This window comes from Pseudodesulfovibrio sediminis (assembly GCF_020886695.1).
Classification (GTDB): Bacteria; Desulfobacterota; Desulfovibrionia; order Desulfovibrionales; family Desulfovibrionaceae; genus Pseudodesulfovibrio; species Pseudodesulfovibrio sediminis.
In genome coordinates this window covers 1,386,248-1,402,339 of record NZ_AP024485.1, presented here as the reverse complement: position 1 = coordinate 1,402,339, position 16,092 = coordinate 1,386,248, and the positions used below count along the sequence as shown (strand labels likewise).

General features: G+C 59.2%; 15 protein-coding genes. 3 read left to right on the top strand and 12 right to left on the bottom strand.

Translation table 11 applies throughout. From position 1 onward, the window contains the following. Positions 1-107 precede the first annotated feature (107 nt). From SRBAKS_RS06715 to SRBAKS_RS06705, 3 genes are all read left to right on the top strand, one after another. Positions 108-1,178 carry a 2,3-butanediol dehydrogenase gene (locus SRBAKS_RS06715; protein ID WP_229595429.1) on the top strand — a complete coding sequence of 357 codons (1,071 nt, stop codon included), beginning with the start codon at positions 108-110 and terminating at the stop codon, positions 1,176-1,178. A 506-nt stretch (positions 1,179-1,684) separates the two neighbouring features. Then, positions 1,685-1,960 carry a hypothetical protein gene (locus tag SRBAKS_RS06710; RefSeq protein WP_229595427.1) on the top strand — a complete coding sequence of 92 codons (276 nt, stop codon included), beginning with the start codon at positions 1,685-1,687 and terminating at the stop codon, positions 1,958-1,960. Beyond that, a complete protein-coding gene (locus SRBAKS_RS06705; protein ID WP_229595426.1) occupies positions 1,957-4,509 on the top strand; it encodes a PAS domain S-box protein in 2,553 nt (850 codons plus the stop codon). Before SRBAKS_RS06710 ends, SRBAKS_RS06705 begins: the two co-directional genes overlap by 4 nt. 116 nt (positions 4,510-4,625) lie before the next feature. On the opposite strand, the gene SRBAKS_RS06700 is transcribed toward SRBAKS_RS06705, so the two are convergent. The 12 genes from SRBAKS_RS06700 to SRBAKS_RS06645 all read right to left on the bottom strand — a co-directional run bounded on the left by SRBAKS_RS06700 (position 4,626) and on the right by SRBAKS_RS06645 (position 16,090). Next, a complete protein-coding gene (locus SRBAKS_RS06700) occupies positions 4,626-5,342 on the bottom strand; it encodes a DUF599 domain-containing protein (RefSeq protein ID WP_229595425.1) in 717 nt (238 codons plus the stop codon). Positions 5,343-5,717: 375 nt separating this feature from the next. After that, a complete protein-coding gene (locus SRBAKS_RS06695; protein WP_229595424.1) occupies positions 5,718-7,412 on the bottom strand; it encodes an FAD-dependent oxidoreductase in 1,695 nt (564 codons plus the stop codon). A 214-nt stretch (positions 7,413-7,626) separates the two neighbouring features. Continuing rightward, positions 7,627-8,928 (bottom strand): tetratricopeptide repeat protein, encoded by a 1,302-nt coding sequence (locus SRBAKS_RS06690; protein ID WP_229595423.1) that lies wholly within the window; start codon positions 8,926-8,928, stop codon positions 7,627-7,629. Positions 8,929-8,930: 2 nt separating this feature from the next. Further along, positions 8,931-9,560, bottom strand: a complete 630-nt coding sequence (locus tag SRBAKS_RS06685) for an energy transducer TonB (RefSeq protein ID WP_229595422.1) — start codon at positions 9,558-9,560, stop codon at positions 8,931-8,933. After that, complete coding sequence (locus tag SRBAKS_RS06680) at positions 9,557-9,973, bottom strand: ExbD/TolR family protein (protein ID WP_229595421.1); 417 nt, start codon at positions 9,971-9,973, stop codon at positions 9,557-9,559. The genes SRBAKS_RS06685 and SRBAKS_RS06680 overlap by 4 nt, the downstream gene beginning before the upstream one ends. Then, positions 9,970-10,512 carry a MotA/TolQ/ExbB proton channel family protein gene (locus tag SRBAKS_RS06675; protein ID WP_229595420.1) on the bottom strand — a complete coding sequence of 181 codons (543 nt, stop codon included), beginning with the start codon at positions 10,510-10,512 and terminating at the stop codon, positions 9,970-9,972. Before SRBAKS_RS06675 ends, SRBAKS_RS06680 begins: the two co-directional genes overlap by 4 nt. After that, positions 10,505-11,902 carry a MotA/TolQ/ExbB proton channel family protein gene (locus SRBAKS_RS06670; RefSeq protein ID WP_229595412.1) on the bottom strand — a complete coding sequence of 466 codons (1,398 nt, stop codon included), beginning with the start codon at positions 11,900-11,902 and terminating at the stop codon, positions 10,505-10,507. Before SRBAKS_RS06670 ends, SRBAKS_RS06675 begins: the two co-directional genes overlap by 8 nt. Further along, entirely contained in the window at positions 11,899-12,717 is an 819-nt protein-coding gene (locus SRBAKS_RS06665) for a DUF3450 family protein (RefSeq protein WP_229596928.1), read from the bottom strand. The genes SRBAKS_RS06670 and SRBAKS_RS06665 overlap by 4 nt, the downstream gene beginning before the upstream one ends. Positions 12,718-12,766: 49 nt before the next feature. Next, positions 12,767-13,501 carry a hypothetical protein gene (locus tag SRBAKS_RS06660; RefSeq protein WP_229595410.1) on the bottom strand — a complete coding sequence of 245 codons (735 nt, stop codon included), beginning with the start codon at positions 13,499-13,501 and terminating at the stop codon, positions 12,767-12,769. Between the two features lie 3 nt (positions 13,502-13,504). Continuing rightward, entirely contained in the window at positions 13,505-14,059 is a 555-nt protein-coding gene (locus tag SRBAKS_RS06655; protein ID WP_229595408.1) for a hypothetical protein, read from the bottom strand. Next, complete coding sequence (locus SRBAKS_RS06650) at positions 14,056-14,757, bottom strand: energy-coupling factor transporter transmembrane component T family protein (RefSeq protein ID WP_229595406.1); 702 nt, start codon at positions 14,755-14,757, stop codon at positions 14,056-14,058. Before SRBAKS_RS06650 ends, SRBAKS_RS06655 begins: the two co-directional genes overlap by 4 nt. Further along, positions 14,741-16,090, bottom strand: coding sequence for an ABC transporter ATP-binding protein (locus tag SRBAKS_RS06645; RefSeq protein WP_229595403.1), 1,350 nt, complete (start codon positions 16,088-16,090; stop codon positions 14,741-14,743). The genes SRBAKS_RS06650 and SRBAKS_RS06645 overlap by 17 nt, the downstream gene beginning before the upstream one ends. Positions 16,091-16,092: the final 2 nt, after the last annotated feature.

Here is a 16,092-nt window from a genome sequence, read left to right as displayed (position 1 = left end):
GTTCCCGGCCTTGGTTTGGCACAACTGGTGCAGTCTATGGTGGGTTATTCACAATCTCAATAGTTGCGATCAGGAAGTCTGATAACATAAACCAAAGAGAGGATCCTATGAGCGAAACAATGCAAGCCGCCGTTTGGCATGGACAGCAGGATGTACGTGTGGAGACCGTTCCCGTTCCCCCGACCCCACAGCCCGGATGGGTCAAAATCAAGGTTGACTGGTGTGGCATCTGCGGATCGGACCTCCATGAATTTGTTGCTGGTCCCATCTTCATTCCCATGGATGCTCCCCATCCCCTGACCGGTAAACAGGGAAGCGTGATTCTTGGTCACGAGTTCACTGGTACCGTGGTTGCGGTTGGCGAAGGGGTCACCAATGTGAAAGAGGGGGACTTTGTCGCTCCGGATGCCTGTCAGCATTGCGGTGAATGTGTGACCTGCCGGGATGGTCGCTATAATGTTTGTGAAAAGCTGGCCTTCACCGGTCTGCATAACGATGGTGCATTTGCAAAATACGTCAATATTCCCGCCGAATTGTGTTATGTCCTCCCCGAGGGCGTGTCTCCCGAAGCCGGTGCTTTGATCGAACCTTTGGCCACAGGTTTCAAGGCCGTGCGCGAGGCTGGCTCCATCCTCGGTGAGACTGTTGTCATTATCGGCGCGGGCACCATCGGCCTGGGAACGCTCATGGCCGCCAAGGCAGCCGGTGCCGGTAAGACCATCGTGTTGGAGATGTCGACCGCACGCACGGAGAAAGCCAAGGAATGTGGGGCAGATATTGTCCTCAATCCTAAGGATTGCGATGCCATAGCCGAGATCAAGACTCTGACCAATGGCTCCGGTGCCGATGTTTCGTTCGAATGCGTGGGCAACAAGTTCACCGGCCCGCTGGCCGTTGACGTTCTCAGGAATGCCGGACGCGCGGTTATCGTCGGTATTTTCGAAGAACCCAGCTCCTTCAACTTCTTCAGCCTGAGTGGAACGGATAAGCGTGTCATCGGCACCCTTGCCTACACCTTGAAGGATTTTCAGGGCGTTTCCGCATTGCTGGCCAATGGGCAGCTCAAGGCAGAACCCATGATTACCGGCAGGATTGAGCTGGAAGATATCGTGGAGAAGGGCTTTGTTGAGCTGATCAACAACAAGGACGAGAACATCAAGATTATCGTCAGACCGTAATACGGATAGACTGATTCTTTTGCATATGACCCCGGCAGGTACGCAACGAATACAACTGGCGAAGGGCAGGGAAGCGTCTTATTCGACAGTCATGGCGTTCAGGAGCGGGTTGAGTGCATACCGGAACCCGGTGAGCTTGCAAATGGGATCATTGCCGGCATATGGATTTGTGTGGAGTAATCACCTCCTATTCTACCAAAGCGAGTTAGGCTTGGAAGGACATCCTTCCAAGCCTTTTCGCGTTCATGCGGTAGTGGTCAGACACGGTGTTTGCCCATGGCAATGGAGTCCGAGGCATTGACCGTAGCGTCTATCGGCATCATCAGGCAGATATCTTCACTTCTCTAATTGTTATTTTTCAAAGATGAGCGTAGGTTATAGACTCTGAATTCTCTCTGTTTTAGCGTCTTTTCGTTAATTTTGCAGTAGTATAAATGGTTGTAATATATAGTGTATGATTAAGTAATGTCGCGTTCTTTTTGGGGCGCGCCGAGGTGTGTCTCTGCATGGTACAGGCTAATGAAATATTAACCGCTTTCTTCGGTTTGCCCGTGGTGTTGTTCTTGTTCATTTACCGCGACAAGTTCAAAGTGATTCCCCGGGTTCACCTGCTGGTGACAGGATATTTCCTCTTGTATATCGGACTATTGGTGACGATTGCGGAGGGATTTTTCTGGTCTGACTTCATGAATGTTCTTGAGCACCTGCTCTATTGCGTCAGCACGCTGTTTTTGACCTGTTGGGTGTGGTTGGCCTTCAAGCGGGAGAGGAAGAACGTATGACTCCCGTACTCTTCCTGGACGGTCTTTCCGTTGTGCTGTGCCTCATCGCGGCATGGGTCCTTCTTGCAGGGTGGAAAACCGCGCGAAAAGTTCGGGCCAAGAGTGTTATCGCAGGATTGATCATCTGGTGCGCCTTTCATGCTTTTTCCAATATCCTGGAACAGATAGTCGTTGTACCGTATTTGAGTGAAGCCGAAGACTACATTCAGATGATGGGTCCGGTCTGTTGGGCGAGTGTGTTCTATGTGTATCTTCTGGCTGGTGAAATAGAAAGCCGGAGGAAAAGTGAGGACAGATTGGCTCTGGCCATGGATGCCGTCAATGACGCTATCTGGGATTGGGATATCAAGACCGGTAAAGTTTATTTCAGTAGCCGCTGGTACACCATGCTTGGTTATGTCCCGTATGAATTGCCGGAAACCTTTGCCACCTGGGAGCAGTTGCTGCACCCCGACGATGTTAAGACGGCTCGGGGCGTTGTGCTGGCGCACCTTGAAATTGGTGAGCCGTTTCAAATCGAGTTTCGCATGCACGCCAAGGACGGTAGTTGGCGGTGGATCTTTGCCCGGGGAAAAAGTGTGGGCTGGGACGAGTCAGGCAGTGCCACCCGTATGCTTGGCACCCATATTGACATTACGGAGCGCAAGGCCGCTGAGCAGGCACTGCTTTTGGAGGCCGGCCGAAGAAAAGCGCTCATGAATATTTCCCTGGACGGTATTGCCATCATGGATAGTGAACATCGAATAGTAGAAGCAAATCAGAAATTTGCTGACATGCTCGGCTATACTCAGGAAGAGGTCGTACAGCTTCACACCTGGGATTTCGAAGCGCGTTATTCCAAAGAGGATATTCTCACCGATTTTCCAGTGTCCCGCGAAGTACAGTTTTCTTTTGAGACGCGACATCGACGCAAGGACGGGAGCGAGTATGATGCCGAGGTTACTGCTGCAGGGGCCGTTGTTGACGAAACCCCCTGTATGTTTACTGTAACCAGAGATATCACAGCCCGAAAAAAGGCGGAGGAAGATCTCAGGGAAGTGCAGCGTATGGCGGGTTTGGGCCGCTGGGACTGGGATGTCAAGACGGGTGATGTTACGTGGTCCGAGGAAGTGTATACAATTTTCGGGTTGAACTCCGAGACGTTCACTCCGCAGATAGATTCGATTCTGGCTCTCTCGGCATCCTGGCCGAATGAACAGGTCCGTGGACAGGAATTGCTCGACAGGGCCATTGCAAGTCATGGTCAGGGGCATTATGATCAGCGGTTTCTCCGCCCGGATGGCAGTGTCGGGCACTACCATTCGACATTTCAGGGGGAGTATGACGAGAACGGTGATCTTCTCCACATCAAGGGGAGTGTGCTGGATGTCACTGAGCGCAACAGGGCAATAGAAGAGGCGGTCGCCGCAAACCGGGCCAAATCGGAGTTCCTGGCCAACATGAGCCATGAGATTCGGACTCCCCTGAATGGCATCATGGGTATGTTGCACCTCCTGGGAGCAACGCCGCTCGATGTTGAGCAGAAGGAATATGTTGATGCGGCGTATCAGTCCAGCGGGCGGTTGACCCGACTCCTGACGGATATCCTCGATTTGTCCCGAATTGATGCGGGCAAGGTGAGTATTCTCAAGGAACCTTTCGATTTCAATGACGCCGTCATCGGCGTGGTGCAGCTGTTTGGCCCGTCTGCGAACGAACAGGGACTGGAGTTGAAACTTACCATCCCTCCGTACATGCCGGACAGGCTCAGTGGAGATGTCGTGCGCCTTCAGCAGGTTCTCAGCAATTTGGTGGGCAATGCGATCAAATTCTCTGACACAGGGACCATAAGCATTGATATCCATCCCCTGCCTCAGCGAACACCTGACGAGTATCATGTGCTGTTTTCGGTTGCCGACCCCGGGATCGGTATCCCTGATAGCCTGCTGGATAAACTGTTTGCGCCTTTTGTGCAGGGGGAGACGGATTTCAAGCGCAGGTACCAGGGGGCTGGGCTTGGCCTGACCATCACCAAGCGTCTGGTTGTCCTCATGGGAGGCACCATGGCGGTGGAGAGTGAGGAGGGAGCGGGAACGGTCTTTCACTTCTGTCTGCCATTTCAAATTGTCGAGCCTCTTGCCTACACTCCGCCGGCAGATGAAGAACCTCTTGTCTCAAGGGGGCTCAGGATACTGTTGGCCGAGGATGACAAGAATTCCGAGATTGTCGAGACCAAAATGTTCGAGATGCTGGGGCACCACGTTCAGGCTGTCACGGATGGGCAACAGGCGCTGACACAACTGGAAGCCGAATCCTATGATCTCATTCTCATGGATGTACAGATGCCGGTGCTTGATGGCGTGGAAGCGACAAAGGCCATTCGGCGTGGGGAAGCAGGCGAAATGAACAAGGATATTCCCATTATAGCAGTAACGGCCTATGCCATGACCGGGGATAAGGAGAAGTTCCTTGAAGCGGGCATGAACGGATATCTGGCCAAGCCGGTTGAAATGGATGTGCTGAAGGAAGTGCTGGAGTTTGTCCTGTCGGAGGCCGAGGACTCAGCCTGATCGCGTCGGCGGATACGACTGATTTTTATAATTGTATCAGTAGGATATGCCGTGGGTTTGCGAGGCTTGGAAGACCGTCTTCCAGGCCTTTTTTGCGCGGAGCCCTTCACATTTCGTTATTCAGGAGGCAACGTGCACGACTTTTTGAAAAAGGCCGACAGGTATCCGCAATCCATTTTGGGCGTTCTTTCTATGCGGGAGATCAGCACGACCACTATGATCGTTGAAAAGACCAGGAGCAGTGGACCGAACAGCCAGAAGATAAGGGGGATCAGAAAGTAATATGCCCGCATACCGATATGGAAGTAACTGCCTGCCTTATTCAGTTGCATGGCGACGAACGTGAACGACGTGCCGTAGTTCCCTCCCTCCGGCGGGGTGTTGATGATGAATCCGACATGGCTGAACAACCGTATGGAGAAAGAAAAGTTGAAGAAGGCGATGAACAGATTGGCAAGGATGACAAGGAGTTTGAACGTCATGGTGCTCTGTGCCGTGGAGCCGAACATGTTGACCGCGTGCCATGTCTGTCCCAATTCGTCGCCCTGCCCGGACAATGTGAGCAGGCCTACGGCAAGAAGAATTGACGTCGAGGCCAGAAAGGTGGCGGCCATGGTGGAGTTGCGCAACGTCTGCACTGCCAGAAGGTCATTCTTTTCTTCCATGACATTCACGACCCAGGCTGTTTTCGCCAGTTTCGTTGCACCGTACAGTGTATAAATGGGGTTTGTCTTGAGTTTCCACCAGACATACAGGTGGTAAAAAGTGAACAGTCCCGTGGAGATGGCCAGACAGAGTATGTCCAGAAAATGCGGGGCAATCAGCTCGTTCATGAAGTGGCCTCCAAGGCAAGTCGAATGATACTGCGGCTGCGTCTGGCCGGGGAGAACAGCGTGTCTCCAAGCAGGGAAGGGCTGCGGTGTCCGCTGGAATCAAACCCATTCAGGTAGATATGTCTACGTATGATGACGGAACGTTAGGGCCAAACGGCCAGTCGGCATCATGCCTTTATCACTACGCATTAGTCGTAAAGTCGGCAAGTGGGCTGACGAGCGCTTCAGGTTGCCTGCATTGGTACGGCCTGGAAGGAGACCCTCCCAGGCCGTATAGAGTGTGGAAGAGAACATGGAACACCCACAGGGGAGAGGTGGGTGTGCCATGTTCATTGCCTGCATTCGGAGCCCCTGTTCGAGGTCGGTGTCCTACGTCTAGAACTCAACCTTGAACGGCCATGCCATGATGCCGCCTTCCATAACCTTTACATTGGTCCAGCCGTGCGCTTCCAACACACGCTGGGCTTCATAGCCGCGCATGGAGATCTTGCAGAACGTGACGATCTCGGCGTCCTTGTCCTGCGGCAGCTTGTCCAGAGAGTTGCGAAGCGTGCCCAGCGGGATCAGGGTTTCGCCGACATTGAGGCGCATTTCCTCGAACTCAGTGGGCGCACGGACGTCGAGGATGAACGGTGCGGTGCCTTCGTCGATGCGTTCCTTGACATCGGCGTTGCTGATACCGGCCATGCGTCCGGCCTTTTTGTTTTCGAGAATGTGGGCCGTGGTGATGAAATGGTCGATGGCCAGGGAGAACGGCGGTGCATAGGGGAGATCGGCCACGCCGATGTCGAAGATGGTGTTGCCGTTCATGACTGTCATGGCTGCTTCGGCGACCTGCCTGTTGACCTCACCGGGGCCGACGCATTGGAAACCGAGGATGCGGCCGGTCTTGGCGTCCGCCACCATTTTGGAGACGAGCAGCTTGGCACCCATGAAACCCGGTTTGTCCAGGCTGGCGTTGGTGGCGGTGACAACCTCAAACCCTTCGGCCTTGGCCCGTTTTTCGGACAGGCCGGTGGACCCTGCGCTCAGGTTGAAGACTTTGCAGATGCCGCTGTTGACGGTGCCGGGGAAAACAGCCGTGTCCCCCAGGATCATGTTATCGGCCACGACGCGCGCTTCGAGGTTGGCCAGGTCGCCGTACGGGGCGTAGGCCTTTTTGCCGGTGATACGGTTGGGGATCTCCACGCAGTCGCCCGCCGCATAGATGGACGGATCGGATGTGCGCATGTGCGTGTCCACGGAAATGCCGCCGAAATCACCGATCTCCAGTCCGGCCTCTTTGGCCAGCGTGGCATTGGGAACAACGCCGATGGACACCACCACCAGATCGCATGGGACGACAGAGCCGTCGTTCAACTTGACGCCGGTGAGTTTGCCGTTTTCGCCCAGAAATTCGGACACGCCGTTTTCCGTGTGCACGGTGATGCCTTTGGACTTCACATGCTTTTCAACCAGTTTGGCCACTTCCCAGTCAAGGAAGGTGAGCAGTTGGGAGAGCATTTCAACCACGTTGACGTTCATGCCGGATTCGGCCAGGGCCTCGCAGACTTCGATGCCGATCAGGCCGCCGCCCACGATGACCACGTCCTTGACTTCGCCAGTGTCGCGCAGCTCGCGCAGTTTGTCGGCGTCGCGCATTTCGGACAAGGCCCGGACCCCGTCCAGTTCGATGCCCGGAATGGGAGGACGGCGGGGAGTGGCGCCGGTGCAGAGGACAAGCTTGTCGTAGGGTACAGTGTCTTTTTCTCCGGTGACGGTGTTGACGCAGGACACGGTTTTATTGTCCCGGTCAATGGTTGTCACTTCCGTATTCACCTGGGCGTTCACGCCCTTGGCGGCAGCGAAAAATGCTTCATCACGGACAACGCCGGTGGGGGTGGCGAGCAACTGGTTGCGTTCGTCGAATTCTCCCCCGATGTAGTAGGGGTAGCCGCAGGAAGCCATGGACAGCTCCGGGGCTTTCTGCAGGAGTGTAACATTCGCTGTAGCATCCAACCGTTTGGCTCGGGCCGCGGCTTTGGGACCGGCGGCTGAACCGCCAATGACGACTATGTTTTGTGCACTCATTGATCGTTTCCTTTCTGAAAGCGTTAGATGTTTGGCGGAGATGGTCCGTTCAGAGGACGTGGGCATCGGGTATGACCGCACAACTCCTGCATGGATGGGGTTGTTCTACTCGTCACGGAATCAGGGCGCATTGATCTTCATCAACGTGAGGATATTCTTTCAAAGTTTTTTTTGGAGTTGGGCGTGGTGTCCCTATAGCCGTTTGGAATAGTTGCTATTCTGCGGCCTTCTGGTCGTCTATGGTCAATGCTGCCTCGCGGAGCAGGGCGCGCATGCTGGTTGCCAGCGAGGTCCCGGTATTGCCATATCCGGGCACCATGGCCAGCGTGCTGAATATGCGGGCGGCCCTGTTCCAGTCTCGTTCCATCCAGCGGATTTCTCCGGCAAGCAGCAATGCCTCGCCCCGCAGTCGATGTTCGATTGCCGTGGCGTCAGCCGGGGATGGCGTCGCTGCCGCCAACAGGCACGCGACCGCCTCGTCATCGTGTCGCATGTCCATGAGGATGCGTCCGCGCAGCAGGGCGGCTCGGAGGGAACCGAGGCGTCCCTTGGCTGTCCTGTCAGCCCGGCGTGCCTCCGTGTCCAGCGCCTTGAGAGCGGCTGTGTTCTGACGTGACAGGTAGAACAATTCCGCGGCACGCAGTGCGGCGTGGGGAGTCGTGTCCTGCGGCAGGAGCCTGGCCGCTTCGGCGTAGGCATGGCCACGGGCGTACAGACTTGCCAGCTCGGCGGAAATGTCGGGCGCATGCGCCATTGACGCGGCATCCGTGTCAGAACGGCCCAGCGATTGTGCCGTCTCCAATGCAGCGGCAGCCGCCAGAGGATCGTTGCGCCTGACAAGGACCCGGCTCAACATGGTCCATGCCTGAACGCTCTCCGGGTGCGCGTGGGTGCAGGCATGACAATACCGCAGGGCATCGTGTGTCCTGTCGAGTCGCAGGCAGCAATATACCGCCAGTGCGGTCCAGACGACCGGCACCGTCTTTGCCGTATGTTCCGCTCGGTCAATGAGACGCAATGCGGGGTCGAATGCGTCGGCTCTGGCCAACGCGGATGCGGCCTGCATCAGCAGGGCCGGTTCCTTGGCTCCCTCTGGTTGCAGGTTGTATGCCTGTTCCAGAATGGCCGCGGCTTTGTGGGGGCGGCCTTTTTCAAGAAGCATGATGCCGAGGTTCCGGGCTGTGTTGGCGTCCTCGGGATAGAGGGCGGATGCCCGCATATACGTTTGCATGGCCGCGTCCGTATCCCTGGCATCAGCCTGTGCCCAGGCCAGATGGCTGAGGATGGTGAGCGGGGGGCGTTCTCCCTGTGCCAGAGGGAGCAGTCGGCGCACAGCCTTGTCCGGCTGCCCTGTGTCCATGAAATTTCTTGCGTCAACCACAGCCGCGAACTGTCGCGGAGTGAGCCGTTCACTCTCGGTTGTGTCCGCCAATGCGGGGCAGTGCATGCTCACAAGCACACCAAAGAGCAGAAGGATGTGCAGGGGCCGAGTCAGCAGGATGGACGTGCGAGTCATGGTTAGTCCAACCTGAAGCTGATGGGGATGTCGATACGCACGGCCACGGGCTGTCCCGCACGTTGCGCCGGGGAGAACCTCCAGCCGCGAACGGCCTTGATAGCCGCGGCATCAAAGACCCCGGCCGGTTCGGACCGGATCACGTCTGCACTCTCCACCCGGCCATTTTCGTCTACCAGTACGCGGATGAGGACCTGTCCTTCAGTGCCGGTCCTGCGTGCGGCAGGCGGGTAATATGGATCAAGGCGGGTCAGTACCTGTGGCGGTTTGTCAAAGGCGGGTGCGCCGGGTTCAAACATACCGCCCGTGGGCGCGGCAGGCGCGGCCAGCGAGAGCCCCGACGGACCTGACAGGGCCGGAAGAGGGACATCGCCGGTTGCCGGTAATGTGGGGACCGGAAGTGGGAGGCCCGGAATTGATGGAGAGTGAACCGGGGCAACGGAAGCGGTGGTGCCTCCCCCGGACGCTATACGCTGTTTGACCTCGGGGGGCACGATCACCACTGGTACGGGGTTCTCTTCCAGCCGGAGCGGGGCATCCCGGTTGGTGCCGAGCATGGGAATGAGCAGGCAGAAGGCAATGGTTATGCCCACCGCCCCCAGAAAAGCCGTGGGCACCTTCCAGAGTGTCATTGGGGGCCGTCCACTGTGCGCGCTCCCACGCTCACTGAACGCACCCCGGCCATACGGCAGGCGTCCAGCACGCGCACGGTTATGCCGGTGGGGCAGTCCCTGTCAGCGACCACGACAACGGTTCCGGCCGGTCGTTCGGCAACAAAACGTTCCATGCGGGGGCGCAGGGCGCGGATATCCAGTCGCTGGCCTTCCAGTGAGATCGCGCCGTCAGCGGTGACGCCGATGATCATGGCCGTGTCTGCGGATTTGGTGGCGGATTGCGCCACAGGGCGTTGTACTTCCACGCCACTTTCGTGCACGAAACTGGCTGTCACGATGAAGAAGATCAGCAGGATGAAAATCATGTCGACCATGGGTGCGAGGTTGATGTCCACGGGGTCATCCCGTTGGATGCGGCGCAGGGTTCTCATGCTGTCCCTCCCTCCGGATTGGCCAGACAGACGCCAAAGCGTTCCAGTCGTTCTCGTGTCCGATGGGCGCGGCGGCGCAGGAAATAGACGGCGATGAGTCCGGGGACCGCCACCACCAACCCTGTCTGGGTGGAAATCATGGCCTGGCTGATGCCGGTGGAAAGCGCCTTGGGGTTGACCATGCCGAAGCGGGCCACGCAGTCAAAGGTGTCGATCATGCCTGTGACCGTGCCAAGCAGTCCGAGGAGCGGGGCCACACCCGCAAACACGGCGGCGGCAGACAGGCGACGGCGCGTGTGTGCGTGGATGGTTTCAGCCAGACAGGCGGCCAGCCGCGCGTCCGTGTGTGTACGCCCGGAGCAGAGGCAGGCAAAGGTGTCGGCCAGTTGGGCGTGGGAGTGGTGGCCCGGTGTGGGCAGCACCTCGAACCAGGCGCGCAGGATGCAATACCACATGGCCGTGCAGCAGAGGAGCAGGGGAATCATGGTCACGCCGCCGGCGTAGGCAAAGTCGATGACCGGTCTGAACAGATCACTCATGGGCGTCTCCGCTGTCTGAGGGCAGCAGGGCCAGCAGAGCCGCGCACAGTTGTTCCATGTCACCGGCAAGGGTCTGGACGCGCTGCTTGAGAAAATGGTGCATGACGATCACGGGGATGGCCACGCCCAGCCCGGCCTGCGTGGTGATGAGCGCTTCGGAGATGCCGCTGGACATGATGCGCGGGTTGGCCGTGCCGAATATGGTGATGGCCTGAAAGGAATCGATCATGCCGGTGACTGTGCCCAGCAGGCCGAGCAACGGGGCGATGGCGGCCATGACCGCAATGAATCCGAGCATGCTCTCCAGCCGCCTGATCTCGAAAAGAAAGCCTTCCTGAAGTTGTTTGTCGCACTGGGGAACGTCACCCCCCGGCGTGGCCCACAGGAGGACTCTGGCCGCCGGGACACGGGGCAGCGAATGGAGGAGTCCGGTAACGGCGTCCCAGCCTCCGCTCTCCCATGCCGATCCGAGTTGCAGCGAAAAATCCTTGGGGCTTGGGCGGGCATTGAGCAGGCGTGCGGCTTTGTAGGCAATGACCAGAAGCGCCAGGAATCCTGCCGCCAGAATGGGCCACAGGAGCATGCCGCCGCCCTGCATCCAGTCAGCCAGTGTCCGCCTTGCCTGGAGCAGGGACAACGCCGCGCCATGGGCCGGGTCCAGCGGGAGCCGGATGCCGGCATCATCGACCCAGGACAGGATTTCGTCCTGCGCCTGCCCCGGAGTGACCGCCACGGCCTGTGGTGGGGTGGAGCCGGGCGTGAGCAGAAAGGCGTTGCCGTCCTCGGTTGCCCCGAGGAAGAGCGCGCCGCCACGCAGCAGGAGCCCTGAACGCGTGGTCCCGTCAGGGCCGAGGAATGTGCTTTTGGTCACCTGTGCTGTTGCCCCGGAGTGGATCTCGTCCAGCAGCAGTGCGCCGAGCGTGGTGATGGCCGGGATTCCGGGGAAGGCTCTGGAGTCGGCCAGTGCCTCCAATGGTTGCAGCCGTGACGGGATCAAAGAGGTGGTGGCGCTGTCGGTCAGCAAGGTCAGCGTCTGGGCCGTGTTGGTGCGAACAGTGTCCTCAACGGAGCGCATGTCAGCAGCGGCCTCGTCGTATTCCCTGGTCAACGCCGCTTTTTGGGCGCGCAGTTTTTTCAGCTTCGCCGTGGCCGTATCCAGACGAGCCTCTTCGGCGGACAGGGCCGCGCGCAGGGCCGCCACGCGACTGCGCAACTGTTCGGCGTCCAGATCGAGGAGGGCGTTGACGTCGTGTGTCCGGGCGTCCATGGCCCTGGCCAGATCGGACAGCGCGGCAGGAGCGTCACCGTCCGCGGCCCATGCCCCGGAGGGTACGCACAGGGTCAGGGCAAAAAAGAGACAGAGGCGAGCGAGCGGGGCGATACGTCTCATTGGGCCTCCGAGGATGCGGGAGTCGCGGACTTCAGCTGTTTCAGAGAGCCAACAGGCAGGGTGACCAGCTCAGCGATACGCCGCTTGCGGGTGATCTGTACGGTCTTGATCAGCTCGCGTGAACCGGGGTCATCCAGTCGATCCCAGTGGTGCGTGGCCGGATTGTAGCGTTCAACCCAGACACCGGATGCGGGCAGTCGCAACAGCGCCAGTCCGCCCACGCGCAACAGTGTCAGTGCCGTGGGGGTGTCGTTTACGGACATGATCGCGTCTTCGGCTTCGATGGAGAGGCCGTACCCGGCCTCGATACGCAGGGCTTCCAGCAGACTGCCGAGCTTGTCTCCGGGCGCGATGTCGGGGTCGTCCAGAGTGCGGCGAACCAGGGCCAGCCGGGTCTGTCGTTCGTCCATGGCAAAGGGCAGTCCCGTCTCAACAGCGCGGGCGAGATCTGCGTACAGCGCCTCCATGACCGATTCCAGGCCGCTGCGGGTCGCTAGGGCTTCGGTCAGACGGTCCGAGAGTTCCCGGATGTCCGCTTCTTCTCGGGCGATGTAGGCTTCCTGCCGGGTGGCGGCAAAATGGGTGGCCTCGGTGTCGAAGAGGAGCTGACGGGCTTCATTGAGCAGGGCTTCCCGCTCACGAGCCCATTTTTCAGCCCGGGTTCCAGCCGCGCCAGCCTTGCGGGCCGCAGCTTCCACCTTGGAAAACCCGGCCTGTACCCCGCTGTCTTCCGGGGATTCGGCTGCCGTGACCGTGGTCCCAGCACAGGTCAGGATCAGGCAGAGCAACACGGTTGCGGTGCGGAGGGGTAACATCACGGACAGTCTCCTTGTGGGTGTTCATATGGCGGCGCAAGGGCGCGTATTAATAAATTTTCAGGGCGTCCTTGTGCAGCAGTTGCATGGAACCGTTCGATCCCGTGGGCTGGGCCAGCAGGACAGGGCGTCCGTCTCTGCGAATCAGTTTGATGCGTTCCTGAAGCAGAATCGGAGCATCGTTGTCCAGCGGCGTGCCTTCCTCGTCCTGTACATGATACGCACCGCATTTTCGAGCCACTTCGCCAGCGGCCATGGATATGCCCTCCGGGCCGAGATGCCACCAACCGCGGTAACGACCGTCCTGGCCTTCCATGCGCAGCCCGACTCCGGCCAGTGCGCCGACAACGCCGTCGCCCGTGCCGCCATGTTCGGACAGGTGCACATTGAGTTCACTGGCAAGGGCATAGGCCAGCCCCTTGTTCAGCACGGTGCATTTTGCGTCTCTGCCGAACTGCATCAACCGCTTACGGGCCGCTTCGGACAGGTCTTCACCCACCAGACACAACCCAGGGTCTGAACCTGGAGCGCCATTTTCTTCCAGAAAAGTTTGCATGTGCCGGATAATCGTGTCCGGGTTTTGGCATTCCTGCACTTCCACGCACATGGAGCTGTTGTGCGAGGTGTAGGGGACGTCGTCGTGCACAAAGAGCTGATGGCGACTGATGCGGGAGAATGTGCCCAGTCCCAGTTCCGTCATTTGGTTGCAGGCGCGCTCGGCGAGCCAGCCCGTGCCTTTGGTTTCCAAGTTGTCTGTGTCGTCAATACAAAGATAATAGCGCATTGTTCAACCTCGGTGATGTGGGGCGACGGAGATCATGCCCCGGGCCTTGAGTTTGCGGATAATGGGAGCCACGGCCAAGCCTCCGGCTGCGCCGAACAGGGCGCCGCCTATTGTCTTGAGCGTGGCGTGGGCCATGATGATTGCGGTGTCCATGCCGACGAGATAATCCGTGGCCATCACCCCGGCGATGCGGGATGCCGCGGCGACCAGTCCGACGAGGCCGCAGAAGATCAGTGATCCTCCGTAGCCGGGAAAGAGCAGGAAGGCCGCGTCCACGAACAGGGACGGGAAGAGAAATTTGAGCAGGAGCAGAGGGCCGCCTTTACCCATGCCCAGAAGCACGGATGCCAACCCAGCGGCCAGTCCGGTGGCTGTGGCGGCAAACCGCAGTCCGGTCACCGCGCGGGGCAGGATCAGGAAAAAGATCGTGAAGAACATGGCGTGCCCCGGAATGCCAAGGTTGAGGCGCAGGGCCATCTTTGCCACCAGCATGAAGATGGCACAGAACCCGATAAGCAGGATGTCGCGCAATGTGGTGGATGATGCCGGTGTCGTCATTGGCTTGCGTCCTTTGCGGTGGTGTCGGCGTCGGCATGCCGTTGTACTTCGTTCAAGGGCCATGTGGTGCGTTTGGTGCGCATGTCGAACCCGCGGATACGGGCGCTGTCCGCGATCTCTGTTGCCAGCTCGATGCTCTGGACTATGGCTGGCAGAGCGATACAGGACACGGCGTCGGGCCAGTTTCGCGGGTTGAGCAGTTCCCTGGGCAACACGCGCGCGCCGCGAAGTACCTGTGCTTCATGGATGATGCGGATGCGTTCCAGCAGCATGGGAAAGAACCGCAGGCAGCAGGAAGCCACGAACGGCAGGTTGCCCGGAAGGATGCGGCAGAGAATGCGTTCCAGGGCCGCCGGAGGCACTAGCCGTATGGTGAGCATGCCCGGAATGAAAACGAGGATCAGGCGCAGGGACACATCCAGACCGTTCTGCCACTGGTCCACGCTGAAGCGGAGACAATAGAGGCCTGTGACCACAGCGATCTGCCAGAAACAGGCGATGCCCATGCGCAGCAGCAGTTTCGAGCCGGGGCGGGACAGAAGGAGCAGGACGCCTTCGGCTCCGGCCAGCACGGGCAGGGACGCCGGTCCATGCCAGGTCACCGCCAGCAGCGAGAGCAGCGGGCAGAGCACCAGCATGAGCCATGCCGGGGGTGCGAAGCGTGCGGGACGTCGGGTTGCATCAGGCCAGAGATTCAAGGCGACCTCCGGCAAAACGCAACTCGTGCGTGTAAAAATCGGTGAAGCGGAGAGGCGAGGGCGGGTTGTGCCCGGTTATGATCACGGCCATGCCCCGTTCGTTTCGTTCTGTATCCAGCAGGTCGCGGACCAGCGTTCTGACCGTCATGTCCAGACCGGCAAAGGGGTCGTCCAGTATCAGGAGTTCCGGCTCCTGCGTCAGGCATGCGCCCAGTGTGACCAGTCGTTGCTGCCCGTAGCTGAGCAGGTGAGGCGCACGGTCCAGCAGGGAGGAGATGCCCAGCACTTCGGCAATGTGGCGGACCCTGTCCCGTGCATGCGGCAGGCCTTTGCGTTTGGCCGCAAACAGCAGTTCCTGCTCGGTCGTGTCCTCGAAAAGCTGGCCGACCGGGTTTTGCAGTACCAACCCGACGCGTCCGCGAAGATTCGCCGGAGACACCGGCTCGCCAAACAGAGTCGCCGTGCCCGAGTCCGGGGCCAGAAAGCCGGTCATGACACGGATGAGCGTGGATTTGCCGCTGCCGTTTTTACCTTCGATGTGTATGGCCTCGCCGGGCAGGATCGCCACATCCAGACCGGAAAAAATCTGTTTGTCCCCAAAGGCAAGATGGATGTCGCTCAGGCGAGCGAGGGGGGCGGTTGCGTTGTCGGGCCGGGCGGTCTCCTGCGGCAGGACGTGTATTGACTGCGCATGGTTGGGCGGGGCAGCGGGCAGGAGGGTGCCGTTGTCCAGTTTCCACCAATGGGTGATGCGGTCGGTCAGGGCCTCCGGTTCGTGCTCGCACAACAGTACGCCGCCCCCTCGCGCCCGGACGCGGTCAATGACCTTGGCCACCGCCTTGCAGCCGTCAGGGTCAAGTTGCGCGCACGGTTCGTCAAGGAGGAGCAGCCCCGGTTTCGTGACCAGAGCACCGGCCAGTACGAGCCGGTATTGGCGGCCCATGGACAGGCTGGCCGTGGTCGTGTGCGTGGGGACTGGCAGGTCGGCCTCGGCAAGGGCGTGCTGCACCATCTCGGGCATGCGTTCCGGGGGTACTGCGCCATTCTCCAGAGAGAAGGCGGTCTCGGGACCGACGTGATCACACAGAATCTGGGTGCTGGGATTCTGGAAGACCGCGCCGGACGGCGAGAGCCGTTCCACCGAACCGAAGCACGACTCGGCAGGGAGCAACCCCGCTGCGGCGAGCAGGAGACTGGATTTCCCGCTCCCGGTCGGGCCGACGATGCAATGGCATTCATCGGCCCCCACCGAGAGGGATATATTCGAGAGTATCGCGGTCGACCTGTTGGCAAACCGTATGTGCAGATCGCGTATGCGGAGATGTTCTGACATAA